Origin of the sequence: Desulfuromonas soudanensis (assembly GCF_001278055.1) — a bacterium.
GTDB lineage: Bacteria > Desulfobacterota > Desulfuromonadia > Desulfuromonadales > WTL > Deferrimonas > Deferrimonas soudanensis.
In genome coordinates this window covers 2,469,058-2,495,477 of record NZ_CP010802.1, presented here as the reverse complement: position 1 = coordinate 2,495,477, position 26,420 = coordinate 2,469,058, and the positions used below count along the sequence as shown (strand labels likewise).

Genomic DNA, 26,420 nt, shown 5'->3' with positions numbered 1-26,420 from the left:
AATTTTTTCCGGGAGGGGTTATGCCGATTCAGGTCGATATTTTTGCTTTAATCATCACGATCCTGTTTTTGATGATTGCCGTTTTTTTGATTCCGATGATGATTCAGGTCAAACGAACCGCACAACAGGTGGACGTCGTTCTCGGCGAGGTTCAGCGCGATCTTCTCCCCATGCTGCGGGAGTTGCGCCAGGCCTCCGAGAAGATCAACAGGGCGTCGGAGCATGCCGAACAGGGAATGGCCCAGGCCGGGCACTTCCTTGAATCCGTCGGTGAAGTGGGGGACTCCATTCACGGCGTCACCCGTTTTCTGCAGCACGATCTCGGCCGCTACGCCGGCAACGCCGCAGGACTCTGGCTGGGGATCCGCTCGGCCAGCAAGGTCATAATGAAACAGATGAAAAAACAACAGGGAGGTCAATGAGCCATGGCAGACGAATGCAGATGCAGCGGTGTGGGGAATGTTTTTCTGGCTCTCGTAATGGGGGCCGCGATCGGCGGCGGGTTGGCTCTGCTCACCGCCCCCCGTTCGGGGAAAGAAACCCGGGACAAGGTCCGGGACATGGCGGACGATGTACGGGACAAGGTCAACAAAATCACCGAAGAGGCTGAAGCCCGCATCCGTGAAGCGATCGAAGAAGGGCGGGAAGTCCTGGTTGAAAAGGGCGACCTGATCAAGACCGCCCTGGAGGCCGGAAAAGAAGCGATGGAAGCCGAGCGGGCCAAGCATCCGAAAACGGCCTGAGATAAAAACCACCGCGGTGAAAAAGCCCACGTTTCGTGGGCTTTTTCATGCCCGTACGCTGCCCTCGGGAGTCTGCCCAGGTCATGGTCGATGTGATAGAGAAGATCAAACGCTTCATGCGCCAGAAAATCTGGGAACTCGACCCTCGGGAACTCACCCGGATGCGCCTCGTTCTGCTGCGTCACCTGCAGGTCGCGGTTCTGGTCTGGCGGGATTTTTTTGCCGACCGCTGCATGTTGCGCGCCTCGGCCCTGACCTACACGACCATGCTGGCCATCGTCCCCCTTTTGGCCCTGATGTTCTCGGTCCTCAAGGGGCTCGGGGTGCAGAACACCCTCGAACCCTTTATTCTCGACAAGATCGCCATCGGATCCGCTGAAATCGTCAGCGCCATAATCGCCTATATCAACAACACCAACTTCGGTCGCCTCGGTACCGTCGGCCTTGTGGCCCTGGTCCTCTCGGTGCTGGCTCTTCTCTCCAATATCGAAGAAATGTTCAATCATGTCTGGGGGGTCACCGAGACCCGGTCCCTCTTCCGGCGCTTTTCCGACTATTCGTCGGTGGTCCTGATCGGGCCGGTTTTTCTCCTGGCGGCCATTTCCATGACCACCACCCTCAAGAGCCAGACCTTCATCCAGACCCTGATGGGGATGGCCTATGTCGGCGACCTGATCTTTTTGCTCTTCAAGGTCCTCCCTTACGTGGTGATGTGGGCTGCCTTCACCTTCCTCTATCTCTTCATGCCCAACGTCAAGGTCCAGTTCCGGGCGGCGCTGCTCGGCGGGATCTTCGGCGGCACCCTCTGGCAGCTGGCCCAGTGGGGGTACCTCAATTTCCAGGTCGGGGTGGCACGCTACAACGCCATCTATGGAACCATGGCGGCCCTCCCCATCTTCATGGTCTGGATCTATCTCTCCTGGGTGATCGTTCTTCTCGGACTCGAGGTGACCTACTCCATCCAGAACCTCCGCTCGATCCGCCGGGAAATCTGCGGGGAGGACGTCAATTTCGCCAGTCGCGAACTGGTGGCCCTGACGATTCTCCTGGCCACTGCGGCCAACTTCCTCAAAGGGGAGCGCCCCTGGGACCTGGAGAGGATCACCGAGGAGCTCGAACTCCCGCCGCGCCTGGCCCGCAGCATCCTCAACGAACTCGTGAAGCTCGGTTTTCTCTCCGTGGTGCACGACGCCGCCGACAACGACAATGCCTATCAGCCGGCCCGTTCTCCGGAAGCGGTTTCGGTGCACGGCGTGGTGCAGGCCCTCAAGGAGGACGGAGCCAGCGTCACGCGTCTGCGCAGGACCGTCGAATGGAAGACCATCGCCGGTCTCGAGGCGGACCTCGACGTGGCCGGCCGCGAGGCGCTCGGGAATCTGACCCTGAAGGATCTGGTGCTGAAGATGGAAGGGTCGCGGGAGAAAAAGGAGGAATCAGGCTGATTCCAAACGGAAGGCGCCGTCTTCGAGGACGGCGTAGGAGTACTGGTCGATCCAGTCGCCGAGTGCGACGACGGTTCCGGCCCGGTCGGAGCTGAGAAGGGGATGGTGAAAATGGCCCGTCACCACGGCCTGATGCCCCTCGGAAAAGCGCCGGCGGGCATGGGCCAGGATCAGTTCTTCCGGTTGGCGGCGGAGACTTCGGGTGCCGTATTGCTTGCGGCTCTGTCGTCCCATCCAGCGGGAGATCGCCCAGGGGAGATCAGGGGTGACGAGGCGGGCGAGAAAGAGGGTGAAGCGGCTGTGCAGCAGGCGCCGCAGCAGCCGGTACCCCCTGTCCGCCGGGTCGGCCAGGTCGCCGTGGGCGAGATAGATTCTCAGACCGTCGACGTCGACGGCCGCATCGTCGGCAATCACCCGGCAGCCGAGAACCTCCTCGAAAAAGGGGCCCATGTGAAAGTCGTGGTTCCCCTCGACGAAGACCAGCTCTGTGCCGGCCTCCCGCAGGCGCCGCAGGGCCTCGAGGACCGGCACGTAGGCGGAAAAGACCGCATGGCGGTAGCCGATCCAGAATTCGAAGATGTCCCCCAGAAGATAGAGGGTGCGGGTCTCCCCCCGCAGCCCCTCGAGAAAGGTCAGGAGCCGGCGGTAATTCTCGTCCCCGGGGTCGCGCAGATGGGCATCGGCTAGGAATACGTCTTTCATGGGGGAGGACTATAATAAGCGGCAGGGAGAAAGTCAACGATTCGCAGGGAAAAGGGAAAAGGGAGAAGGGAAAAGGGAGAAGGGAGGCAATCTCTGTGTCTCTGTGGTAATATTTGCAGGCTGTAACCTTCCGGAAAAGGATTCAACCAAAATATGTCCGACACCATCGATCTGCATCTGCACAGCACCTGTTCCGATGGCGGCTATTCTCCGACGGCGGTGGTCGAGATGGCTGCCGCGGCGGGGCTTGCCGCCATCGCCCTGGCCGACCACGACAATATCGACGGCATCGACGAGGCAAGGGGGGCCGGCGACCGGCTCGGTATCGAGGTTCTCACCGGGGTCGAGCTGTCGGTGGTCTGGGAGAATTTCGAGGACATCCACCTCCTCGGTTACGGTTTCGACCACAAAAACGCCGCCCTGATGGAGGCCCTGGCAGGTTTCCGGGATTTTCGCGAGCGGCGCAACGAGATGATCGTCGTCCGGGTCAACGAGAGGCTGGCCGTCGAGGGGCGGGCGCCCATCGATTTCGCCGAAGTGCAGGTCAGCGCCGGCGGTACCGTCGGGCGTCCGCATATCGCCATGGCCCTGCGGGAGAAGGGGTATGTCCGCAACAACGAGGAGGCCTTCAACCGCTACCTGGTCCCCTGCAATGTCCCCAAGCGCGCCTTCCCCATCGCCGAGGCTATCGCCCTGGTACATGGCGCCGGCGGGGTGACGGTCCTCGCCCATCCCCCCTTCATCACCACCGAGCGCAAGACGTTCCTGCAACTTCTCGACACCCTGATCCCCTTCGGGCTCGACGGCGTCGAGGCCTGGAACAGCGGCTCGAACAACGATGAAATTGACTGGTATATCACCGCTGCCCGCCGTCGCGGCCTCATCGTCACCGGCGGTTCCGACTTTCACGGCAACGAGGAGGGGAGTGTGCGCATCGGAAGCGGCCGCGGTAACCTTAAGATCCCCTACGCCTGCGTCGAGGAAATCCGCCGGCGTTTGAACCGGTGATTTCCCCGCTCCGGCCGACTTTAGCCTTGACTTTTTATTGAGACTAAAGGTATAGATTCCCAGTACTTTTTCTTTTTTTTGCCCTGGTTGCAGGTGCGATCGCCCCCTCCCGCCGTGAAACGGCAAGGATTTGAATCATGGCACGTTCTCCAGCTCTCTCCGTCCTTTTTTCACTCCTTCTGTTCCTCCTTGTTCTGGGCGGTTGCGCCTCCTACACCGATCTCCCTCCGGGGACGGTCCTGGCCGTTACCGGGTCGCCGGTGATCGAGCAGGAAGACGTCTCCGTCCCCCTTCTGGCCGCCGAAGAGCCCCCTCTCCTCGACTATGTCGTCGGCCCCGGCGACGTCCTTTTTGTCAACGTCAACGGTCGCCCCGAGCTGGGGAGCCCCGGCACGACCGGCGGCTCGACCCGCATCCCCGGGAGTCGCATCGACGGGGCCGGCAACCTGCGCCTCCCCCTGGTGGGGAGCGTCTTCGTCGCCGGGTTGACCGTATCCCAGGTCCAGGAACGGCTGCAGGAGGTCTTCGCTCTTTATCTCAACACCCCCTGGGTGGTGGTCGAGGTCGCCGAGTATCACAGCCAGCCCCTCTACCTCCTCGGCCAGTTCCGCAACGCCGGAACCTACTACATGGATCGCCCCCTGAACCTTCTTCAGGGGCTCTCCCTCGGCGGCGGCATGGTCGATTCCGCCAACCTGCGCAGCGCCCGGCTGATCCGCGACGGGCAGACCGTCCCGGTCGATATCTACGAGTTGCTCCGCCAGGGTGAAACCCAGGGGAATCACTGGCTCAAGCCGGGGGATACCCTCTTTGTGCCCGATGACAAGAACCAGAATGTCTTCGTCTTCGGCGCCGTCAAAAAGCCCGGACCGGTGCCGATGCCCAACGGCCGCCTCTCCCTGGCCCAGGCCCTGGCCTCCGCCGGCATCGACGGAACCACCGACAACGAGAAGCATCTTCGCATCATCCGTTCCCATTCCGCCGTCCGGGGGGAACTCATCGTCGTCGATCTCGAGCAGATCCTGCGCGGCAAGAGCCTCCCTTATCCGCTCTCCGAGGGGGACATCATCTTCGTGCCGCGCAGCGCCATCGGCAACTGGAACCAGGCTCTCGGCGAGATCCTCCCTTCGCTGCAGACGTTCAGCGCCATTCTGCAGCCCTTTGTCCAGATCAAGTTCCTCCAGGATAATTAGCCGGGGGGGTCACCCGCTCCCTTTTTCGCCGCAAGGATTTTTTAGCGCCATTCCTTTCAGGATTCACCATGGATAACCAGAACCCGCAATTTTCCACTCCGCCGACCGAGGAAATTCATCTTCAGGACTACCTCAATGTCCTGTTCCGCAGGCGGCGTGTTTTTCTCCTCGCCTTTGCCGCGGTGGTGATCTCCGTATCTCTCTACACCCTGCTCATGAAGCCGGTCTACGAGGTTTCGACGACCCTCCATGTACGGGACGAAAAGGTGCGGGGGGGCGGGGTCCTCGATGACCTCGGCCTTTCGCGTCAAAACCCGGTGGAGACCGAGATCGAAATCCTCAAGTCGCGGACCAACGCCGAGGATGTGGTGGAGCGTCTCAACCTCACCTGGCAGGTCGCAGAACGAAGTGCGGATCTCGATTTCCGGATTCTCGAATTTGCCAGCAGCGCCGAAATTCCTGCTTTTCGCGTGGAAATCACCGGACCCGATACTTTCCAGGTGCGCGACAGCACGAAGCAGATCCTCGGCCAGGGGACGAGCGGCAAACGGCTGCAGCAGGGGGATCTCACCCTGGTTCTCGACGGCCTGAGCGGAAAAGCGGGGGACAGCTTCAAACTGACCCTTCTCCCTTTCAATGACGTGGTCAGCGCCCTGCGCGAAGGGGTGCGGGCCTCGGAGGTCGGCAAGGGGACCAACATCATCCGCGCCTCCTACCAGAGCACCGACCCCGTCCGCGCCCGTCAGGTGGTCAACACCCTGGCCACCGTTTATCTGGAGCGCTCCATCCTCCTCAAGACCGAGGAAGCGCGCAAATCGGTGGAGTTCATCGAGAAGCAGCTCGAAGAGGTGCGCACCCTCCTCGATTCCGCCGAAAAGAGCCTCGAAGTCTACAAACGGGAGGCGGGGATCGTGCGCCTCGACAGCGAAGCCCAGTCCCTCATCGAGCGCCTCTCCCTCGCCGAGAAGGAGCGCAGCGCCGTCTCTCTGCGCCGCCGGCAGGTCGATTTCGCTCTCGAGACGCTCAACGCAGCCATCGAACTGGAGCAGGGGTATGCCCCTTCGGTCCTTCTCGACGATCCGGTGGTGGCCGCCCTCGCGCAGCAGCTGGCGGCTCTCGAAGTCGAGAGGCGGGGTCTGCTGGTCGAGGTCACCGAAGCCCATCCCTTGATGCAGGCGCTGCAGGACCAGATCCGCGAGATCCAGTCGAAACTCCTCAACATCTACCAGAGCACCCGGCAGAGCCTTTCGGTACGCATCGCCTCACTTACGGCGGACATGGACCGCTACGAGGCCGGCCTCCGCAAACTCCCGGCCGCCGAGCAGCAGCTGGCGCGCCTCACCCGCCTGGCCACGGTCAATGCCGACATCTACACCTTCCTCCTGCAGAAGCATGAGGAGGCGCGCATCGCCCGGGCCTCGACCATCAGCAACATCAGCGTCATCGACTCGGCCATCACCCCCGATCGGCCGGTCAAGCCGCAGAAGAAAAAGAACCTCCTTCTCGGCCTCATCGTCGGTGCCATGCTCGGCATCGGTCTGGCCTTTTTTCAGGAATATCTCGACGATACCATCAAGGACGCCGACACCGCCAAACGCATTCTCGGCCTGGCGATCCTCGCCGTCATCCCCCACATCGGTCCCCGTCCCGGAAAGCCGGAAAAAATCGGCGAGGGAGAGGAGCAACGGCCGCTGATCACCCACTTCGCTCCCCGCTCCCCCGCTGCCGAGGCCTTCCGCAGCCTGCGCACCAGCCTCCATTTCTCCGGCGTCGGCGGCGAGAAGAAGGTGGTCCTGGTCACCAGCTGCTTTCCCGGCGAGGGGAAGACCACCATCGCTGCCAACCTGGCTGAAACCCTGGCCCAGACCGACGCCCGCGTTCTGCTGATCGGCTGCGACCTGCGCCGTCCGACGCTGCATGCCGTCTTCGGCGCCAGCCGGACCCCCGGCCTCACCGAGATTCTCATCGGCGACGCCACCTTCGACGAGACGGTCCACCCCACGGGGATTCACCAGCTCGACTTCATCAGCGCCGGCACCACCCCGCCGAACCCCGCCGAACTCCTCGGTTCGCAGCGGATGGTCGATCTCCTGCAGGAGCTGCGCGGACGCTATGACACCATCGTCCTCGATGCGCCGCCGCTCCTGGCCGTCACCGATGCCTCGATTCTCACCTCCCTGAGCGACCGGGTCGCCGTCGTCCTCGAAGCCGGCGGCGTTCAGATCAAGGCTGCCCAGCGCCTCCGCGAGCTCCTCGATGAGGCCCAGGCCCCCGTCGCCGGCCTGATTCTCAACGACAAGACCGGCAAGGGGATGGAATACTACGCCTCCTACCGGGGACGCAGCGGCAAGTACAAGTACGGTTACGGCTACTACTCCAGCGGCTATTCCGACGAGTCTTCCGGTCCGGACTCCTCCGGATGGTGGCAGACCGTCAAGGAGTTCTTCCGCTTCCGGCGCTGATCGTAAGGGCTCAACGCTGTAGGGGCACCCCTTGCGGGTGCCCGATTGTGATTAATTTGACATCGATCTCCCGGAAAGGATACCCGCAAGGGGTATCCCTACAACAGGTCCGATCAAAGGCCTGTTTCTTCTCCCTTCTTCCCTCTCCCTTCTTCCTCATACGGATCTTCAGCCATGAACGACTGGCACTGCCATCTCCTTCCCGGCCTCGACGACGGGGCGCGAAGTCTCGATGAGGCGCTTCTCATGGCCCGTCAGTTAGCCGGCGCCGGTTTTACCGAGGTCTACTGCACACCCCACTGTATCCGCGGCACCTATGACAACACCCCGCAGACGGTGCGGCGGGGAGTCCTTGAGCTGCAGTCCGCTCTGGACGGGGAGGATATACCCCTGCGCCTTCATCCGGGGATGGAATACTACCTCGACGAGTATTTCCCCGAGGCCCTCGACGACCCCCAGCCCCTCGGCGGCACCTCCCTCCTCCTGGTCGAGGCTCCCTCCCGGGCTGAGCCCGCCCTGGTGCGCGAGAACATCCATCGCGCCGTGCGCTGCGGTTTTACCCCCCTCCTCGCCCATCCGGAACGGACGCTCTTTTTCGACCAGGCGCCGCCAGGAGATCTGAGCTGGACCCGGATCGGCCGTGCCCTTCGGTTTTTCTCTCCTCCCCCGTCCCCTGTTGCCACAGAACTCTCCCCCGATTCCGAGCTCGGTTACCTGCGGGACATGGGCTGTCTCTTCCAGGGGAACCTCGGCTCCTTTGCCGGCGTCTACGGAGCCAGGGTGCGCCGCCGGGCGGCGGCCCTGCACGGCTCCGGGATTTACCACTGTTTCGGCAGCGACGGACACAGTCCCGATTCTCTGGAAAAGGTTCTGGAAGGGCTTAAGGCTTTGTAAGAAGGGAGAGGGGAGAAGGGATTTAAACATTTACTCGAAGGAATTTTTCATGGCCAAAATTCTTGTGACCGGCGCTGCCGGCTTTATCGGCTTTCATCTCTCCAACCGCCTGCTGGCGCGCGGCGACACGGTGGTCGGTCTCGATAACCTCAACGATTATTATGACGTGCGGCTCAAGGAGGCGCGGCTCGCCCGACTGGAGGCGCATCCGGGTTTTCGTTTTGTCCGGATGGAACTCTCCGACCGGCAAGGGATCGAGTCCGTTTTTGCCGAAGGAGGGTTCGACAGGGTCGTTCATCTGGCAGCCCAGGCCGGGGTGCGTTATTCCATCACCCATCCCCACGCCTATGTCGAGAGCAACCTCGTCGGGTTCGTCAACATTCTCGAAGGGTGCCGGCATGGTGGGGTCAAGCATCTGGTCTTTGCCTCCTCCTCCTCGGTCTACGGCGCCAGTACCCGCATGCCCTTTTCCATCCACGACAACGTCGACCATCCCGTCTCCCTTTATGCGGCGACCAAAAAGGCCAATGAACTGATGGCGCACACCTATGCCCATCTCTACCGCCTCCCCTGCACCGGCCTGCGCTTTTTCACCGTCTACGGCCCCTGGGGTCGACCGGACATGGCGATGTTCCTCTTTACCAGGGCCATTCTCGAAGGGCGGCCGATCGACGTCTACAATTACGGCAAGATGCGGCGGGATTTCACCTACGTCGACGATATCGTCGAAGGGATCATCCGCGTCGCCGACAACATCGCCCGCCCCAACCCGGACTGGACCGGAGACGCTCCCGACCCCGGGACGAGCAGCGCCCCCTACCGCAACTACAATATCGGCAACAACAACCCCGTGGAGCTGCTGCACCTGATCGAGGTGATCGAGGACGCCCTGGGCAAAAAGGCCGAGAAGATCCTCCTCCCCCTTCAGCCCGGCGACGTCCCGGCGACCTACGCCGACGTCGACGACCTGGTCCGGGACGTTGGTTTCAAGCCGGCCACCTCCATCGAGGAGGGGGTCGGGCGGTTCGTCGCCTGGTACAGGGAATATTATGGGTGTTGAATGAGACATGGCACCTTGGAAAAATTTTCAACGTTGTAGGGGCACCCCTTGCGGGTGCCCGATTGTGATTGATTTGACACCGATCTCCCGGAAAGGATACCCGCATGGGGTATCCCTACAACAGGGCCGATCAAGGGCTTGTTTCACGCGACGACGCGACGAAAACCTTTGCTCCTGGCCCAGATCCTGAAGCGTTGCGACGTTGCGGCGTCGCGTGAGGCGGGGTTAGATTAGGTCTTCAACGCAGAGAGCGCAGAGAAGGACAGGAGAACGCGGAGAAGGGCAAGGTGATTAATAGAGAGGGTGAAGATGAACGAAGAGTTTCTGAAGCAAATCGATGAACTACTGGCTCGCAGGATCGGAACTCTGGAAGAGTCCCTGGGGGATAAAATGGATTTGCTGGCCGAAGGACAACAGATGCTTTCCGAGAGAATGGAGCGCCTGGAAATCCGCCTCGATGAGCGTATCGATGGGGTGGAGCATCGGATCGATAGTGTCGCAGCAGATCTCTCAGCGCATCGCCGCGATACGGAAGCGCATCGCAAGGGGTGGCGGGTGAGTGAAGGGGAATGAGGTCGGCGGGAAAATATATCTGTCACGAATGGAAAACCTTTGCCCCTGCTCCAGATCCTGAAGCGTTGCCGCGTCGCGTGAGGCAGAGTGCAGGTTTGGTCTTCAACGCAGAGAGCGCGGAGAAGGACAGGAGAACGCTGAGAAGGGCAGAATCAGAAGCTGTTTTGGTTAGACAGACAACTTCTCCCTTCTTCCCCAAACAAGGATAGGGAAAGGCTTGTTTCACGCGACGACGCGACGAAAACCTTTGCTCCTGGCCCAGATCCTGAAGCGTTGCGGCGTCGCGTGAGGCAGGGTTAGATTAGGTCTTCAACGCAGAGAGCGCAGAGAAAGACAGGAGAACGCTGAGAAGGGGAGAAGCAGGGGGTGTTTTGAACCTGAAAGCTGACTTGCATATTTACCCTTAAAGGGTTATGTTATGGAAAAGCGGAGGGCACATTACGATTTGCGGGCCATCCAGGCACAGATGTCGACTGTTGCTGGCCTGCGTATGACCGTGACCGCTCGTCATGATGCTTTACGGGCCGGAGTCAGTTTGCAGGCGGCAGTCTCGATTATCCAGACCCTTGATCAGACATGTTTCTATAAGTCGATGACAACGCATCGGAGCCATGATGTCTGGCAGGATGTTTACCATGGTTCATGGCGAGGCAGGATGCTGTACATCAAGTTTCAGCAGGATGCCACCGGATATTTCACGATTTCATTCAAGGATATCTAAAAGATGAATGCGACACGTCATGATCCTCGGCTGGTTTGTCCGGCCTGTGCAAACGGAAAGCTGGTGCGCGAGACGCGAACCGCCCGCTATGAGTATCGCGGCGAGATTCTTGACTACGAGCAGAGCGGTGATTGGTGTTCCTCTTGTGAAGAGGCTGTTTTGACTGGTGACGATATGGCGGCAACTGAAGAACTGCTTCTGGATTTCATGCGGCAAGTTGAGCAGAGGCAGGCTGGTGAGCTGGCACGCATCCGCAGAAAATTAAAGCTGACGCAGAAGCAGGCAGCGGCTCTGACCGGTGGCGGCCACAATGCTTTTTCCCGTTACGAAAGAGGGGAAGCCAGGCCACTTCCTGCGATCATGCACCTGTTTCGTATCCTCGACAGACATCCCGAGTTGCTTGACGAATTGCGAGAAGGCCGTAAGGCTGGATAGCAGGGTCAGGACAGGTCTTCAACGCAGAGAGCGCAGAGAAAGACAGGAGAACGCAGAGAAGGGCCGAGGCAGGGGCTGTTTCACTTCTTCCTTCTTCCTTCTTCCTTCTTCCTTAAACGACAGATCTGGTTTAACCCGCGTAGATCCGCGTCATCCGCGTGCTATTAAGGTTTTGATTTTGAAGGAGGAGGGAAATGGAAGAAAAAGATTTTCGGCGAATTGAAGAGATGATGTCCCGCATGATTGGGCAATTCAGGGGAGAGATTGGCGAAGACTTTCGTTATCATCTTGGTGTTCAGCGGGAAGACTTCCAGCACAAACTGGACCTGGTCGTCGAAGGGCAGCAGACCTTGGTTGAGGGGATAGACCGACTGGAAGGGCGGATGGACGGGATCGAAAATCGTCTGGAACGGGTTGAGGTGAGGGGCGCCGCAGTGGAGATGAAGGTCGACGCGGTGGAGAAAAAGGTCGACGCAGTCGCAGTTGATGTCGCTGCTCACCGCCGCGATACCGAGGCGCACCGCAAGGGATGGCGGGTGAGTGACGGAGAGTGAATAAGTGGGCTTAAGGATGGGGCACCTGACCCCGGGTCTTGCTGAAGCGTTGCGGCGTCGCGTGAGGCAGTGTTAGGTTGGGCTTTTTTCCCGCGGTAAAACCCGTTGCAGTTTCAAAAACTGGAATTGAAAACCTTCCACAGGAGTCGAATCCCGGATGAACATCACTATCGTCGGTACCGGATACGTAGGGCTCGTCACCGGGGCCTGTTTTGCTGAAATGGGGAACAGCGTCACCTGCGTCGATGTCGATGCGGCAAAGATCGACCGGCTCAACAACGGTCAGATCCCCATCTTCGAGCCGGGGCTCAAACCGATCGTCGCCAGCAACAGCAGGGAAGGGCGACTGCGCTTCACCACCGACCTCCCGGCGGCGATGAAGGAAGCCAAGGTCTACATGATCGCCGTCGGCACCCCCCCGGACGAGGACGGCTCCGCCGATCTCAAGCACGTCCTGGCCGTGGCGCGCACCATCGGCCAGAATCTCGAGAGCTACGCGGTGATCGTCGACAAGTCGACGGTCCCCGTCGGCACCGCCGACAGGGTGCGGGGTGCGATCGCCGTCGAACTGGAAAAACGCGGGGTGAAAATCCCCTTCGACGTCGTCAGCAACCCCGAGTTTCTCAAGGAAGGAGCGGCCGTCGAAGACTTCATGCGCCCCGACCGCATCGTCGTCGGCGCCGACACCCCCGAGGCCGCCGACATCATGCGCCGCCTCTATGCCGACTTCACCCGCAATCACGACCGGATTATCGTCATGGGGGTGCGGGATGCCGAGATGACCAAGTATGCCGCCAACGCCATGCTCGCCACCAAGATCTCCTTCATGAACGAGATCGCCGCCCTCTGCGACCGCCTCGATGTCGATGCCGAAAAGGTGCGCCAGGGGATCGGCTCGGACAGCCGCATCGGCTATTCCTTCATTTACCCCGGCTGCGGCTACGGCGGCTCCTGTTTCCCCAAGGATGTCACGGCGCTCGTCCGCATGGCCGAGGAGTGCGATCTCGATCCCCTCCTGCTGCAGGCGGTGCATCGCCGCAACGAGCGCCAGAAACACGTCCTCTTCGAAAAGATCGTCGCCCGCTTCGGCGCCGACCTCTCCGGTTTGACCTTCGGAGTCTGGGGGCTGGCCTTCAAGCCCGGCACCGACGATCTGCGCGAGGCGCCCTCGGTGGTCCTGCTTCACGAGCTCATCGGCGCCGGAGCGCGCATTCTCGCCTATGATCCCGAGGCGATGGAGGCCGCCCGCAGCCAGCTCCCCAGGGCCTGGTTCGAAAACGGACAGCTGCAGCTCGTCCTCCACCAGTACGCCGCCCTCGAAGGCATCGACGCCCTGGTGCTGGTCACCGAATGGAAACCGTTCCGCCACCCCGATTTTTCGGCGGTCAAGAAGATGATGAAACAGCCGGTGATCTTCGACGGCCGCAATCAGTACGAGCCGGCGGTGATGCGCGAAAACGGCTTCGACTACTTCGGCATCGGCCGCCGGGGGTAACTGATCCTGCTCCGGTTTTCAACGCAGGGAGCGCTGAGAAGGACAGGAGAACGCTGAGAAGGGCCGAAACAGAGGCTGTTTCGGTTTGACAGACAACTTCTTCCTTCTCCCTCAAACGGGCATAGGGAAAGGCTTGTTTCACGCGACGACGCGACGACGCGACGAAAACCGTTGTCCCTGTTTTAGATCCTTAAGCGTTGCGGCGTCGCGTGAGGCAGGGTTGGGTTCGGTATTCAACCCTGTAGGGGCGCCCTTGCGGGTGCCCGATGGTGATTGATCCGACCTCGGTCCTCGAAATTATGCCCGGATGAAACGAAGGGAAAAGCGCTCATGGAAGAAAAAGACCTGAAACAGATTGAAGTTATGATGACTCGCGTCGTCGGCGTCTTTGCCGAGGATGTTCAGCATAAATTCGAAATTCTGGGCGAAGGGCATCAGACGCTTTTAGAGAAACTGGATCGGGTCGAGTCCAGGATCGATCAGGTGGAGGTCACACTCACCAAAAAGATTGATGCTATTGTCAACGACTTGTATTCCCATCGCCGCGACATCGAGGCGCACCGGGCAGGGTATCGAGTGCGGGAGGACTGAACAGGGGTAATGAATTTTGGAGCTGGCTCCGCAGGGGCCTGGCCCATTGGGGGTTTCTGGTGCCAACTTGTCCTCTTGGAAGCCCGGGCAGGTTCAGGTTTCAGGTCAGGCCTTCAACGCAGAGAACGCGGAGAAAATCCGGAGAACGCGGAGAAGGGCCGAAGCAGAGGCTTTGTTTTGGGCTAACCCCAGGGTCAGGTTTCTCCGTGCCTCCGTGGTAAAAAAGGCATTTTTTTAAGTCAGGAGTCGTAAATGGCTATCGATGATAAACAACTGATCGCATTGCTGACAAACTTCAAAGAAGAAATCATCCAGTCTGTCGATCATCGGATCGGGATATTTCAAGAAGATTTTCAGCACAGGATGGATCTGGTCGTCGAGGGGCAGCAGTCCCTGGTCGAGCGGATGGACCGATTTGAAGATCGGATGACCGGTATGGAAAATCGCCTGGAACGGGTTGAGGTAAGGGTCGTCGCTGTGGAGATGAAGGTGGACGCGGTGGAGAAGAAGGTCAACGCCGTGGAGAAGAAGGTCGACGCCGTGGAGAAGAAGGTCGACGCCGTCGCAGTCGATGTCGCTGCACATCGCCGTGATACCGAGGCACATCGGGCAGGGTATCGAGTGCGGGAGGACTGAACAGGAGTAATGAATTTTGGATCTGGCTCCGCAGGGGCCTGGCCCATTGGGGGTTTCTGGTGCCAACTTGTCATCTTGGAAGCCCGGGCTGATTCAGGTCTCAGGTCAGGTTTTCATCGCAGAGAGCGCGGAGAAGGTCCGGAGAACGCTGAGAAGGCCAGGAACAGAAGCTTTTTTTGGTTTAACCACAAGGCGCATCAACGGCTGGTTTCACGCGACGACGCGACGACGCGACGAAAACCGTTGTCCCTGCTTTAGATCCTTAAGCGTTGCGGCGTCGCGTGAGGCAGGGTTGGGTTCGGTCTTCAACGCAGAGAGCGCAGAGAAAGACCGGAGGACGCTGAGAAGGGCAGAAGCCCCGGACCTCTTCTTCCTTCTCCCTTCTCCCTCGCCAGATGGAACGATTCTGACATCGGCCGAGCCGGATAATTTCCAGTGTTCTGGTGCCAATTTCCGCCCGGCGCCGCTATTCGACCGGATCAACCCCGAAAAACTCCCACCCGTTCCCCCTCGCATCGCGCCGGGCTCGCCAAAATCCGCCTCTCCTTCGAATTTTTATTCTTTGGGCATAAATTGGCACAAAAAAAGCATATTTAAACAACGCCAGAGAGGGGTCAGGGTGCGGATCTGTCCGTCTCCTCCGGTTTGCAAATACCTGAATCGCGGTTTCTTTTGCCCGACGGATTTTGATTAATCAGTTGACACAGAGAGAGCGCCTGGCATAACCTCAACAAAGAAAAAAAAAGATTTCGTCCTCTCCGATAAGGGCTAACCCGGAGCAATCCGGGGGCGCAGAGCCAAGGGTCCCACTGGGACAGCCGAGCTGCCGAAGAGAGCCATAAGGCCGTATCGTCTGCTGGTTTTTTTTACCGCCCTTCTGCCGTTCTGGAGAGGGGCGGTTTTTGTTTTTTTCCAGAAAACACGATTGTTTCGTCTCCAGGGGGTCGTCATGAACGCTCGTCGCACTGTCCGGTTCCTTCTTCTCCTTGTCCTCCTCTGTGCCCCCGGTTACGCCCTGGCGGTTTGTCCGGACGCGATATCGCCCACATCCGATGCCCCGGGGAAGGCGGCGATCAACGACCTGGGAGAAGTCGTCTGGTCGCAAAAAGTCGACACCCCTGAAGTCGGGATACATTACCAGCTATTCTCGAGCACTCGCGGGCAGTTGACTTTCGATGCGGCGACCAACGTCAACCCTTCGATAAACAAATTCGGCACCGTTGTCTGGCAAAAGGATGACGGTATTCGAAACTCTATCTGGGTCAACGACCTCGGCACAGTCAGGGAAATTTTCCCCGACGGACAAACCCCTGCCATCAACGATGGTGGAGAAATTGTCTTCGTCAAGTCCGGCGAGATTTTTTCCTCCCTGCGCGGTGTCCTCGGTACAGGCGCCGATCCCGACATTAATAACAATGGTGACGTGGTCTGGTCGAATTTGGATTCGACCACCGGATTTGTCCAGATATACGGGCTGAACAGCGGAGAGACACTACCGACACCGCTTACGTCTGACGGGGTGCATCACAACTGGCCGAGCATCAGCAACGACGGCGAAGTGGTGTGGGTTCAGAATGACGGCAGCGGCAACGACCGGGTCTTCTCCAGTGCCGGCCAACTGACCTCCGATTGCCCGGCCGTGCAATATCATCGGAACCCGTCGGTGAACAGTTGTGGCGATCTCGTCTTTACCTCCTGGGACAGCGGGGTGACAGGTCAACCGGGAGAGGTTTATCGCCTGGGGACCTCTGCCCCCTGCGGCGCTTCAGAACCCCCCGCCGGAGGGATGTGCGGCCAGCAGGGGCTGCCGGTCCCCATCCTGGCCGATCTCCCCACCCCCAGCAAACGCACCGCGATCAACGACCTTGGGGAAATGCTCTGGTCCGAACGCGATATTAACGGCTGGTTACAGATTCACTCGAACAAGCGGGGGCAGTTGACCTCCGACCCCTCTCATCATGAATTCCCGGCTTTGAACAATTACGGGGTCCTGGTGTGGCAGCAGTACGAACTGGATTTCTTTTCATCTTCCATCGTTAAGAGCGACGGGGGGACCCCGGTGACGGTGGCGGCGAGCGGGATGCACCCCTCGATCAACGACGCCGGCGAGGTGGTCTATGAGGACTGGGGGGCTATTTACTCAAGCATTCGCACATCCCTCGAAATTCCCGGCACTTTTCCCGATATCAACAATCGCGGCGATCTGGTCTGTTCTGCTTTCGATGCCAACGACAATTCCCAGATCTACCGGCTCGATTACGGGACCACCGTCCCTGTGCAGGTGACTTTTGAGCCGACCGAGCATTACAGCCCGTCCATCAACGACAGTGGCGAGGTGGTGTATGAACAGTTTAATATCAGCGGGCAGAACCGGATTGTCTCCAGCACGCGGGGGGCGTTGACCTCGAGTTGCCCCCTGGATGTCGTACACCTCTTTCCGGACATCAACAGCTGCGGCGATGTCGCCTTCCTCGGTGCCGACGATATGTTCGAGCCGACGACGGGGACCGTCTACCGCCTCGGCGAGACTCTCCCCTGTTACACCTTTTTGCCGACCTCCGCTCCGGCTCTCGATTCGGACAAGGACGGGTTACCCGATGTCTATGAAAACGCCCATGGTCTCGATCCCCTCGTCGCCACCGACGCCCTGAGTGACCTCGACGGCGACGGCATCAGCAATTTCGCCGAATTCGCCGCCGGAACCGACCCCAACAACAATCAGGATGAACCCGGCGTCCCCGGGCTCACCGTCCTTCCCTCCACGGTTGTCTCCGGCACCGGCCCGGTTTCTCTTACCGTCGGTAACCTCCCCACGGGGGGCGTGGTCATCCTCTCCCTGACCTTCGACGCCGATAACAGCGGCACCGTCAATGGCGACGAATGGCCGATGGTCGTCGAGGGGGTGGCCGACGGCGGAACGGCCGGCGAAAATTTCACCGCCGACAGCAGCACCGCCCTCGGCACCCTCGCCACCACCTTCGGCGCCTCCCCTCGCTGGGGGATGCTCGGTACGGGTCAGTACATCGTTCGGGCCGAGGTTCCCGGCGGCCTCTTCTCCCTCGGGACCTTCACCGTCACGGCGGCAACCGGCAGCAAGCAGATTAGCGGCTATGTCGCCAGCGGAAGCGAAGAGGGGACCCCGATCGGCAACGCCCTGGTCGTTTTTACCACCGGCAGCGCCCCGGAGCGCATCGTCTCCTTTGCCTTCACCAACGACACCGGCAATTACACCCTGCAGATCAATGACTCCCTGCCGGTCTCCGGCAAGCTTTCGGCCGTCAGGGGCGCCGGCGGATTTCTCCAGAGTCCGGCCACCGCCGTCACCGTCGAAACCACCTCCTCACTCGATATCCCCCTCGTCCTTTTGCCAAGCGATGCCACGGTGATCGGCCGGGTCCTCAGCTATGACGACGGCCGCCCGGTCTTCGGCGCCCGGGTGCGGGGTTCCTCCGCCCTGGGACACGCCGCCGAGGCCGTAACCGACAGTAACGGCGACTTTGTCCTGGCCGCTCTCGGCGCCGCTCCCCCCGGACTGAGCTGGACCCTCGAAACCGACGTCCCGCCCGGGTATTTTGCCGCCGTCGAGGCCACCTCCGGTCTCTTCCTCCCCCAGGCCTCCCTCGTCCTGAACCCGGGCGGCATCTCCCACCTCGGTTTCTGGGCCTTCCCGGACACCGCCTGGCTCAAAGGGCAGTTCAAGGATGAGACCAATCTCCATACGATTGCCGGGGCCGGCCTTTTTGTCTCCCGGGACGCCAATGAGCTCGATCCGGTGCAGCGCAATCTGCGCACCGACGGCACCAGCGACGCCAACGGATTGGCGATCATCGGTCTGAACCCCGGCAGCTGGTGGGCCATCGCCGAGACTCCCGGGAAGCTGATGGTCAACGGCGTCCCGCGCGACCTCGTCCCCCAGGCGGCCGTGGCCGTCGTTCCCGATCTGTTGCTCGGCCAGACTCGCGAAATGACCTTCAACCCCTACTATGCCGACGGCATCATCGAGGGGCATGTCTTTTACGCGGACGGCTCCCGCGCCGAGAATATCGTCGTCACCGCCGAGACCGGCCATGCCAAAAACGGCGTCGACAAAATTGACATCGGCCCTCTCTACAGCGAGGTCAAGACCGACGCCCTCGGCTATTTCCGCATTCCGGTCCTGGAAGGAATCTGGACGGTGCGGGCCACCGATTACGACAACGGCACCGGGACCATCTCCAAGGAAAAAATTATCGACGTCATCACCAACGGCGATGACATCATCGATGATGTCGAAATTTACGACTGGAACGCCCTCGTTCTCGTCGGCAACCTCTGCAGCAACGGGATACAGGATCCCGGCGAGACCGGCATCGACACCGGCGGCAGCTGCGACCCCGTCCTCGGCGGCCTGCCGCCCGTTGCCGCCTTTACTTTCTCACCCCTCTCCCCACTCTATTGCCAGAACGTCACCCTGAATGCCTCAACCTCCACCGGCGATCCCGAATGGCCCATCGAAAGCTATAAGTGGGATGTGACCGGCGACGGCCTTCCCGACTTCGTCGGCGAAATTCTGACCTACGGTTTCGGCTCGGCGGGAGACCATGAGGTCACCCTGTACGTCAAAAACGAGCTCGACCAGATCGATTTCATCAAGCACACGATCACCACTCAGGATCCCCATGCGCCGGTGGCCGATGCCGGCGGGCCTTACGTGATCAGCGCCGGGGCGAGTCTCGATCTCATAGGCTCCGGCTCCTATCATCCCGATGCCGACTGCAGCATTTCCATGACCTACGACTGGGAAGTCGACGGCGACAATTTATTTGACGACGCCAGCGGGGTGACCACCACCGTTCCCTGGGCCGATCTCGTGAACCTCCCCCGGGATCAGGCGTTGCCCCTGTATCTCGAGGTCGTCGACAATGCCGATGTTCCTCTCAGCGACGTCGACACCGCCACCCTGACCATAAAGATGCCGGTCGCAAGCTTTACCTTCACTCCCCCTTCAGCTCCGCCCTATTGCACCGGGGTCCCTCTCGACGGGTCCGGGTCCATCCATCCGAACGGGGAGACGCTCGTCAACTACGCCTGGGATATAAACAGCGACGGGACCTTTGAATTCAACTCGGCTACGCCGGGGTACAATTTCGAAGCCCCCGCCCCCGGGACCCACACCCTGACCCTGAAGGTCACCGACTCTTACGGCATGACCGCCACTTACAGCGACAATGTCATCACCGATACCTACCAGACCCCGGTCGCCGCCCACGGCGGACCCTACTTTGTCGACGACGGCCAGGAGCTGACCCTCGACGCCTCGGCGACGGTCCACCTCGACGGGGCCTGCGGCGACGGTCTCAAATATAGCTGGGATTTCGGCAAAGACGGCACCTATGAAGTCATCGACCAAACTTCGCCGACCGTCGCCATCCTCTGGACCCAGCTTTCGGCCTTCCCCCGCGATGTGCCGATTCCGCTGCGCGTCAAGGTCGAGCACAGTGCCGATCCGACCAGGTTCAGCACCGCCGATACCAATTTCACCATCAGCAAACTCACCGCCGCCTTCACCTCCGGGCCGGCGCCGGTCTCCTACTGCGGCGACTTCCCCTTCGACGCCTCGACTTCGACCCATTCCAACCCGGCGCGTACCCTCAGCTACGCCTGGGACATGGACAACGACGGTCAGTTCGATGATGTCTTTGGTGAGACGCCCACTTACAAATTCAGCACTCCCGGAGACCATTTGGTGACCCTTCAGGTCACCGACGACCTCGGCTGGACCGACACCATCGGCCAGACGATCACCACCGCCGCCGTCCGGGCGCCCGTCGCCTCCATCGGCGGCCCCTACGTGGCCGACGAAGGACAGCCTCTCCTTCTCAACGGCGAACTTTCGACCCATCCCGATGCCGCTTGCGGCAACACCCTGGCCTACAACTGGGATACCAACAACGACGGCATTTTCGGCGACCTGACGGGCGCTGCGCCGAGCATTCCCTGGACCCAGCTTTCCGGGTACACCCGCGAAGCCGCCCAACCCCTCGCCCTGCGGGTGGAGGACGCTTCCGATCCGGGTCTCAATTCCCTGGATACTACCGACTTTAAAGTCAGTCAGCTCACCGCCGCTTTCACCTCCGGACCGGCGCCGGTCTCCTACTGTACGGCCTTCCCCTTCGACGCCTCGACCTCGACGGTCACCAGTACGACGCGTACCATTTCCACTTACGAGTGGGACTTCGACAACGATCTCGTCTTCACGGACGCGGCGGGAATGACCCAGAGCCATGTCTTTGCCGCCCCTGACACCTCCTATACGGTGGGTTTGCGGGTCACCGATTCCAACGGCTGGAGCGCCGTTTACAGCGCTCCCGTCGTCACCGCCCCCTACCAGACCCCCGTCGCCGCCCACGGCGGACCCTACTTTGTCGACGACGGCCAGGTGCTGACCCTCGACGCCGGGGCATCGGTCCAGCTTGACGGGAATTGCGGCGATACCCTCGTTTACAGCTGGGACTTCAACAGCGACGGCACTTATGAAACGACCAGCACCACCGCGACCGTCGCCATCCCCTGGGAGCAAATCTCGGCCTTCTCCCGCAATGTAGCGATTCCGCTGCGCGTCAAGGTCGAGCACAGTGCCGATCCGACCAAGTTCAGCACCGCCGATACCACCCTCACCATCACCAAACTGACCGCCGCCTTCACCTCCGGTCCGGCGCCGGTCTCCTACTGCGGCGCCTTCCCCTTCGACGCTTCGACTTCGGCCCACTCCAACGCCATTCGCACCATTCAAAGCTACGCCTGGGATTTCGATAACGACGGCGCTTTTGACGATGGAACAGGAGAGTTTCCCACCTACAGCTTTTCCACCGCCGGAAATCACCTGGTGAGTCTCAAGGTCACCGACGACCTCGGCTGGACGGCCACCACAAGCGTAGAAATCACCACCGCCGCCGTCCGGGCGCCCGTCGCCTTGATCGGCGGCTCCTACGTGGCCGACGAAGGGCAGCCCCTTCTTCTCAACGGCGGCGCCTCAAGCCATCTCGATGCCGCCTGCGGCAACACCCTGGTTTACAGCTGGGATACCAACAACGACGGCATCTTCGGCGATCTGACCGGCGCTACGCCGAGCATCCCCTGGACCCAGCTTTCCGGCTACACCCGCGAAGCCGCCCAGCCCCTCGCCCTGCGGGTGGAGGACGCCGACGATCCGGGTCTCAACACCCTGGCGACCACCACCTTCCGAGTCAGTGAGCTCACCGCCGCCTTCACCTCCGGGCCGGCGCCGGTCTCCTACTGTACGGCCTTCCCCTTCGACGCCTCGAGCTCGACGGTCACCTCCGCGACGCGCACCATCGCCAATTACGAGTGGGACTTCAATAACGACGGCGTCTTCCCCGACGCCACGGGAATCACCCAGAGCCATGTCTTTGCCGACCCTGCGACCACCTACACGGTGGGCCTGCGGGTGACCGATTCCAACGGCTGGAGCACCACGACCACCCGCACCCTCACCACCGCCGTCGTCCAGACGCCGATCGCCGCCGTCGTCGGGTCCTACTCCATCAAGACCGGAGAAAATCTCGTTCTCAAGGGCGATCTCTCGAGCCACCCCGATGCCGGCTGCGGCAGAAGCCTGACCTACGCCTGGGATATCGACGGCGACGGCTACGACGACGCCTTCGTCCCCAACCCGACCATCTATTGGGCGGTGCTCAACGGCTATGAAAAGGGTGTAAATCTCCCCTTGAGCCTCAAGGTGACCGACAGCGCAATTTCCACCCTCTTCGGAACCAACGACGGCAGTTGGGCCATCACCAAGATCGACGCCCTGCCGCCGAGCGCTCTGATTGTCCCTGCGGTCTCCACCGGCACCCAGGTTCCCCTCTCCTGGACCGCTTCCACCACCCCCGGGGCGACCTATACCATCGTCGAGTCAAGAAATGTCGGCTTCACCGATATCTCCCGGACCCTGACCGGCTTTGTCGGCACTTCGACGACCCTGACCCAGAATACGGCGGGCCCTTATTTCTACCGGATCATGACGGTCGCCCCCGGCTACTTCGACAGCACCTGGGCCGTCGGAGGGAATTCGTGCAACGTGAATCCCTATGCCCCTACCCCGGGCAATGTCAGCGTCCCAATGACTTCGACCGGCAACCAGGTGACCATCAACTGGACGACCTCCGGGCCGACGGGGGTGACCTATACGGTGGTCGAGGCGCGGGATGCCGGCTTTACCGATATTTCCCAGACCGTTTCGGGAATCACCACGCCGCCGGCCAACTTGACGCAGGATGTCCAGGGGACTTACTATTACCGGGTGAAGGCAACGGCCGACGGCTATCTGGAAAGTACCTGGGGTGTCGGCAGCAATTCCTGCACCGTGGTGACCACCGCCGATCAGCCCGGCTCCTTCGTCGTGCCGGCCAGCAGCACCACCGGCGCCTACACCCTGACCTGGACGGTTCCGGCGATTGCCGAGGGGTTCGAGATCGAGGAGTCGACCACCGGGACCTTTACCGGAGTTCCGACCTATACCCTGCCGACAGCTGTGGCGAGCTTCGACGTCACCGGCAAGGCGCCGGGGACCTACTCCTACCAGATCCGCGCCACCAAAACCGGTCTGATCTCCAGCGCCTGGGTCAGCGGCGGAGCGATCGGCTGCAACGTTCCGGACGCCGACGGCGACGGCGTTGCCGACGGACTCGATATCTGCAACGGCAATGACGCCACCGGCGATACGGACGTCGATCTGACCTGCAACGATCTCGATACGGATGACGACGGCGACGGTCTGCCGGACGCCTGGGAGATCACCTATACCCTCGACCCCCTCGATGCCACGGGGATCAACGGCGCCGCGGGAAATCCTGATAACGATTCCTTCACCAACCTGGAAGAATTTATAAACGTGACCAACCCTCGCGTTGAAAATGATCTGCCGACAGCAGTCCTCACGGCTCCGGTGGCTGGGTTTTTGAATAGCACGACTCCGACTATCAGCTGGAATCAGGATGGGACCGGGTCGGAGATCGCCATAGCCGAGCTCTATGTCAATAGCAACGGTGGTGGCTATACCCTCTTTGCCAGTCAGGTGAATGGCGCTCCGATTGTCACCCCTCTTGCCCAGGGGTCGCATGATTTCAAGATTGTGGTCACGGATGCTGCCGGCAATATCGGTGAGAGTGCCGTGGTGACGGTCACTGTCGATTCGATCTCGCCTGTCCTCACGATGAGGATCAATGACCTTGCTGCTAGTCAGATCGCGACCAATAATGAAACCGTCACGCTTTATCTGACCTGTGACGAACTGGGTGGTTCAGCCTGTGACCAGGTGCGCTTTTCCAATGACGGCACCTTCGACTCCTTGCCCGAAGATTGGCAGACAGTCGGCCCGACCGCACTATGGACTTTGACTGCGGGAGAGGGGAGCAAGACGGTTTGGGGAGAAGGGAAAGATCTGGCTGGGAATATTCATCAGGTGACGGCGGTGATCGAGCTTGATCAGACGAAGCCGGTGATTACCATGGTGAACCCTTTGGATAATCCGCAGAATGTCTTCCTCGGTAATGCTTATGTTGAGGCGGGTGCGACGGTCAGTGACAATTTTGATACCGGCCTGAGTGCTGTGATTGATGCTTCGGCTGTTGTGACCTCGGTCGTTGGGGATTATCCGGTTTATTATGATGTGACTGATGCGGCGGGGAATGCGGCTGTTCGGGTGGTGAGGACGGTGCATGTGTTTAATCAGGCGCAGCAGCCGTCGCTCTTTACGGTTCCGACCAGTAGTACGACGGGTGATTTCACTCTGAGCTGGACCGCTTCGGCGGATGCGGAGGGGTATGAGATTGAGGAGTCGACCACTGGGACCTTTACCGGAACTAAGACTTACGATGTTCTTTTGGGTGCTGATGAGACTTATCTGGTGACTGGAAGGGCACCTGGGACATATTATTATCAAATTCGTGCGGTTCATAGTGTTATGACGCCGAGTGATTGGGTTCAATCAGGGAGTGGATGCCGGGTTGATGAACTAAAAGTCTTGTCACCGAATGGTGGTGAAACGCTTCAAGGGAGAAGCACTATAACGATTATTTGGCATGACACTTCTGAAACCGTCAGTTACGAAATCCGTTATTCAACGAATAGTGGGGCTAGCTGGACGACGATTGTAACTCTTACGTCTCCATCATCTACCTTTGATTGGACAGTACCGGATCTGGCTAGTGTCGCGAATCAATGCCTAGTACAGGTCCTTGCTTATGACGACCGGGGAGTCGTACTGAATTCCGACGTTTCTGATGAGACTTTCACCATCAACGTGCCAGTCACCGTGACCTATCCCAATGCTGCTGGCTTAGTTTTAAGCGGCGGGCAGAATACAAATGTGAACTGGTCGGCAGCGACGAATGCTGTGAGTTATGAACTTTCTTATTCAGTGGACGGCGGGACGACCTGGGTCGGTATCAGCACTGTAGCGGCTCCAACTTTGACGACTGTGTGGTCGATCCCGATTCTTTCAAGCCAAGCAACTCAGTGTCTGGTTCGCGTTCGTGCCCGCAATGACCTTGGGGTCGTGATGAACGCTGACGTGTCAAATAATTTCTTCACGATCAATGTTCCTGTGTCGGTGACCTATCCCAATGCTGCGGGCTTAGTATTAAGCGGCGGGCAGAATACGAATGTGAACTGGTCGGCAGCGACAAATGCTGTCAGTTATGAACTTTCCTATTCGCTGAACGGCGGGACGACTTGGGTTGGTATCAGCACTGTAGCGGCCCCAACTTTGACGACAGTGTGGTCGATCCCGATTCCTGCAAGCCAGGCGACTCAGTGTCTGGTTCGCGTTCGTGCCCGCAACGACCTTGGGGTCGTAATGAACGCTGACGTGTCAAATAATTTCTTCACGATCAATGTTCCCGTGTCGGTGACCTATCCCAATGCTGCTGGCTTAGTATTAAGCGGCGGGCAGAATACGAATGTGAACTGGTCAGCAGCGACAAATGCTGTGAGTTATGAACTTTCCTATTCGCTGAACGGCGGGACAACCTGGGTTGGTATCAGCACTGTAGCGGCCCCAACTTTGACGACAGTGTGGTCGATCCCGATTCCTGCAAGCCAGGTGACTCAGTGTCTGGTTCGCGTTCGTGCCCGCAACGACCTTGGGGTCGTAATGAACGCTGACGTGTCAAATAATTTCTTCACGATCAATGTTCCCGTGTCGGTGACCTATCCCAATGCTGCTGGCTTAGTATTAAGCGGCGGGCAGAATACGAATGTGAACTGGTCAGCAGCGACAAATGCTGTGAGTTATGAACTTTCCTATTCGCTGAACGGCGGGACGACTTGGGTTGGTATCAGCACTGTAGCGGCCCCAACTTTGACGACAGTGTGGTCGATCCCGATTCCTGCAAGCCAGGCGACTCAGTGTCTGGTTCGCGTTCGTGCCCGCAATGACCTTGGGGTCGTGATGAACGCTGACGTGTCAAATAATTTCTTCACGATCAATGTTCCTGTGTCGGTGACCTATCCCAATGCTGCTGGCTTAGTATTAAGCGGCGGGCAGAATACGAATGTGAACTGGTCAGCAGCGACAAATGCTGTGAGTTATGAACTTTCCTATTCGCTGGACGGCGGGACAACCTGGGTTGGTATAAGCACTGTAGCGGCCCCAGCTTTGACGACTGTGTGGTCGATCCCGAATCCTGCAAGCCAAGCAACTCAGTGTCTGGTTCGCGTTCGTGCCCGCAATGACAGTGGAGGATTTTTGAACCAAGACATCTGTGATAATACCTTCACCATTAATGTTTCATCGCCCTAAATTGTATTATTTCTGAGGTGTTTTTTGGTTTATTAACGACAATCAAATTACATATAGAAAGCCTCCTTTGTTAGCCAAGTTGGAATAACCGGGAGGCTTTCTATTGTT

At 59.8% G+C, this 26,420-nt stretch carries 17 protein-coding genes and 1 riboswitch; of the genes, 16 read left to right on the top strand and 1 reads right to left on the bottom strand.

Annotated elements, in window-relative coordinates:
- The first annotated feature begins 20 nt into the window (after positions 1-20).
- From DSOUD_RS11220 to DSOUD_RS11210, 3 genes are all read left to right on the top strand, one after another.
- Positions 21-422 (top strand): DUF948 domain-containing protein, encoded by a 402-nt coding sequence (locus DSOUD_RS11220; protein WP_053551096.1) that lies wholly within the window; start codon positions 21-23, stop codon positions 420-422.
- A gap of 3 nt (positions 423-425) precedes the next feature.
- Positions 426-743, top strand: a complete 318-nt coding sequence (locus tag DSOUD_RS11215) for a YtxH domain-containing protein (RefSeq protein ID WP_053551095.1) — start codon at positions 426-428, stop codon at positions 741-743.
- 83 nt (positions 744-826) lie between these two features.
- The gene (locus DSOUD_RS11210; protein WP_053551094.1) at positions 827-2,185 is read left to right on the top strand and encodes a YhjD/YihY/BrkB family envelope integrity protein; all 1,359 of its coding nucleotides are present in this window, start codon (positions 827-829) and stop codon (positions 2,183-2,185) included.
- On the opposite strand, the gene DSOUD_RS11205 is transcribed toward DSOUD_RS11210, so the two are convergent.
- The gene (locus tag DSOUD_RS11205) at positions 2,177-2,887 is read right to left on the bottom strand and encodes a UDP-2,3-diacylglucosamine diphosphatase (RefSeq protein ID WP_053551093.1); all 711 of its coding nucleotides are present in this window, start codon (positions 2,885-2,887) and stop codon (positions 2,177-2,179) included. The two genes, DSOUD_RS11210 and DSOUD_RS11205, sit on opposite strands and share 9 nt — an antisense overlap.
- A gap of 153 nt (positions 2,888-3,040) precedes the next feature.
- On the opposite strand from DSOUD_RS11205, the gene DSOUD_RS11200 reads away from it, so the two are divergent.
- The 13 genes from DSOUD_RS11200 to DSOUD_RS11140 all read left to right on the top strand — a co-directional run bounded on the left by DSOUD_RS11200 (position 3,041) and on the right by DSOUD_RS11140 (position 26,312).
- A complete protein-coding gene (locus tag DSOUD_RS11200; protein WP_053551092.1) occupies positions 3,041-3,895 on the top strand; it encodes a PHP domain-containing protein in 855 nt (284 codons plus the stop codon).
- Between the two features lie 137 nt (positions 3,896-4,032).
- Positions 4,033-5,088: a polysaccharide biosynthesis/export family protein gene (locus tag DSOUD_RS11195; protein WP_053551091.1), complete on the top strand. Its 1,056-nt coding sequence runs from the start codon at positions 4,033-4,035 to the stop codon at positions 5,086-5,088.
- 68 nt (positions 5,089-5,156) lie between these two features.
- The gene (locus DSOUD_RS11190) at positions 5,157-7,550 is read left to right on the top strand and encodes a GumC family protein (protein WP_053551090.1); all 2,394 of its coding nucleotides are present in this window, start codon (positions 5,157-5,159) and stop codon (positions 7,548-7,550) included.
- A 174-nt stretch (positions 7,551-7,724) separates the two neighbouring features.
- The gene (locus DSOUD_RS11185) at positions 7,725-8,444 is read left to right on the top strand and encodes a tyrosine-protein phosphatase (RefSeq protein WP_082351232.1); all 720 of its coding nucleotides are present in this window, start codon (positions 7,725-7,727) and stop codon (positions 8,442-8,444) included.
- 49 nt (positions 8,445-8,493) lie between these two features.
- Positions 8,494-9,504, top strand: coding sequence for an NAD-dependent epimerase (locus DSOUD_RS11180; protein ID WP_053551089.1), 1,011 nt, complete (start codon positions 8,494-8,496; stop codon positions 9,502-9,504).
- A 309-nt stretch (positions 9,505-9,813) separates the two neighbouring features.
- The gene (locus DSOUD_RS11175; RefSeq protein ID WP_232426436.1) at positions 9,814-10,077 is read left to right on the top strand and encodes a hypothetical protein; all 264 of its coding nucleotides are present in this window, start codon (positions 9,814-9,816) and stop codon (positions 10,075-10,077) included.
- Positions 10,078-10,495: 418 nt separating this feature from the next.
- A complete protein-coding gene (locus DSOUD_RS11170; RefSeq protein ID WP_053551087.1) occupies positions 10,496-10,798 on the top strand; it encodes a type II toxin-antitoxin system MqsR family toxin in 303 nt (100 codons plus the stop codon).
- A 3-nt stretch (positions 10,799-10,801) separates the two neighbouring features.
- Positions 10,802-11,233 carry a type II toxin-antitoxin system MqsA family antitoxin gene (locus DSOUD_RS11165; RefSeq protein ID WP_096335439.1) on the top strand — a complete coding sequence of 144 codons (432 nt, stop codon included), beginning with the start codon at positions 10,802-10,804 and terminating at the stop codon, positions 11,231-11,233.
- 194 nt (positions 11,234-11,427) lie between these two features.
- Entirely contained in the window at positions 11,428-11,787 is a 360-nt protein-coding gene (locus tag DSOUD_RS11160; protein ID WP_232426435.1) for a hypothetical protein, read from the top strand.
- A 157-nt stretch (positions 11,788-11,944) separates the two neighbouring features.
- On the top strand, positions 11,945-13,282 hold the full coding sequence (locus DSOUD_RS11155) for a UDP-glucose dehydrogenase family protein (protein WP_053551085.1): 1,338 nt from the start codon (positions 11,945-11,947) through the stop codon (positions 13,280-13,282).
- 330 nt (positions 13,283-13,612) lie between these two features.
- The gene (locus DSOUD_RS11150) at positions 13,613-13,873 is read left to right on the top strand and encodes a hypothetical protein (protein ID WP_053551084.1); all 261 of its coding nucleotides are present in this window, start codon (positions 13,613-13,615) and stop codon (positions 13,871-13,873) included.
- A 252-nt stretch (positions 13,874-14,125) separates the two neighbouring features.
- The gene (locus DSOUD_RS11145; RefSeq protein WP_053551083.1) at positions 14,126-14,509 is read left to right on the top strand and encodes a hypothetical protein; all 384 of its coding nucleotides are present in this window, start codon (positions 14,126-14,128) and stop codon (positions 14,507-14,509) included.
- Positions 14,510-15,265: 756 nt separating this feature from the next.
- Positions 15,266-15,340, top strand: a riboswitch (cyclic di-GMP riboswitch).
- A 118-nt stretch (positions 15,341-15,458) separates the two neighbouring features.
- Positions 15,459-26,312: a PKD domain-containing protein gene (locus DSOUD_RS11140; RefSeq protein ID WP_053551082.1), complete on the top strand. Its 10,854-nt coding sequence runs from the start codon at positions 15,459-15,461 to the stop codon at positions 26,310-26,312.
- The last annotated feature ends 108 nt before the right edge of the window (positions 26,313-26,420 follow it).

What these genes read in the sequence shown, in the direction of transcription:
- DSOUD_RS11165 (WP_096335439.1), top strand. Translation starts at nt 10,802, where the DNA reads ATGAATGCGACACGTCATGATCCTCGGCTGGTTTGTCCGGCCTGTGCA.
- DSOUD_RS11160 (WP_232426435.1), top strand. Translation starts at nt 11,428, where the DNA reads ATGGAAGAAAAAGATTTTCGGCGAATTGAAGAGATGATGTCCCGCATG.
- DSOUD_RS11190 (WP_053551090.1), top strand. Translation starts at nt 5,157, where the DNA reads ATGGATAACCAGAACCCGCAATTTTCCACTCCGCCGACCGAGGAAATT.
- DSOUD_RS11210 (WP_053551094.1), top strand. Translation starts at nt 827, where the DNA reads ATGGTCGATGTGATAGAGAAGATCAAACGCTTCATGCGCCAGAAAATC.
- DSOUD_RS11205 (WP_053551093.1), bottom strand. Translation starts at nt 2,887, where the DNA reads ATGAAAGACGTATTCCTAGCCGATGCCCATCTGCGCGACCCCGGGGAC.
- DSOUD_RS11185 (WP_082351232.1), top strand. Translation starts at nt 7,725, where the DNA reads ATGAACGACTGGCACTGCCATCTCCTTCCCGGCCTCGACGACGGGGCG.
- DSOUD_RS11150 (WP_053551084.1), top strand. Translation starts at nt 13,613, where the DNA reads ATGGAAGAAAAAGACCTGAAACAGATTGAAGTTATGATGACTCGCGTC.
- DSOUD_RS11195 (WP_053551091.1), top strand. Translation starts at nt 4,033, where the DNA reads ATGGCACGTTCTCCAGCTCTCTCCGTCCTTTTTTCACTCCTTCTGTTC.
- DSOUD_RS11155 (WP_053551085.1), top strand. Translation starts at nt 11,945, where the DNA reads ATGAACATCACTATCGTCGGTACCGGATACGTAGGGCTCGTCACCGGG.
- DSOUD_RS11200 (WP_053551092.1), top strand. Translation starts at nt 3,041, where the DNA reads ATGTCCGACACCATCGATCTGCATCTGCACAGCACCTGTTCCGATGGC.
- DSOUD_RS11145 (WP_053551083.1), top strand. Translation starts at nt 14,126, where the DNA reads ATGGCTATCGATGATAAACAACTGATCGCATTGCTGACAAACTTCAAA.
- DSOUD_RS11215 (WP_053551095.1), top strand. Translation starts at nt 426, where the DNA reads ATGGCAGACGAATGCAGATGCAGCGGTGTGGGGAATGTTTTTCTGGCT.
- DSOUD_RS11180 (WP_053551089.1), top strand. Translation starts at nt 8,494, where the DNA reads ATGGCCAAAATTCTTGTGACCGGCGCTGCCGGCTTTATCGGCTTTCAT.
- DSOUD_RS11220 (WP_053551096.1), top strand. Translation starts at nt 21, where the DNA reads ATGCCGATTCAGGTCGATATTTTTGCTTTAATCATCACGATCCTGTTT.
- DSOUD_RS11170 (WP_053551087.1), top strand. Translation starts at nt 10,496, where the DNA reads ATGGAAAAGCGGAGGGCACATTACGATTTGCGGGCCATCCAGGCACAG.
- DSOUD_RS11175 (WP_232426436.1), top strand. Translation starts at nt 9,814, where the DNA reads ATGAACGAAGAGTTTCTGAAGCAAATCGATGAACTACTGGCTCGCAGG.
- DSOUD_RS11140 (WP_053551082.1), top strand. Translation starts at nt 15,459, where the DNA reads ATGAACGCTCGTCGCACTGTCCGGTTCCTTCTTCTCCTTGTCCTCCTC.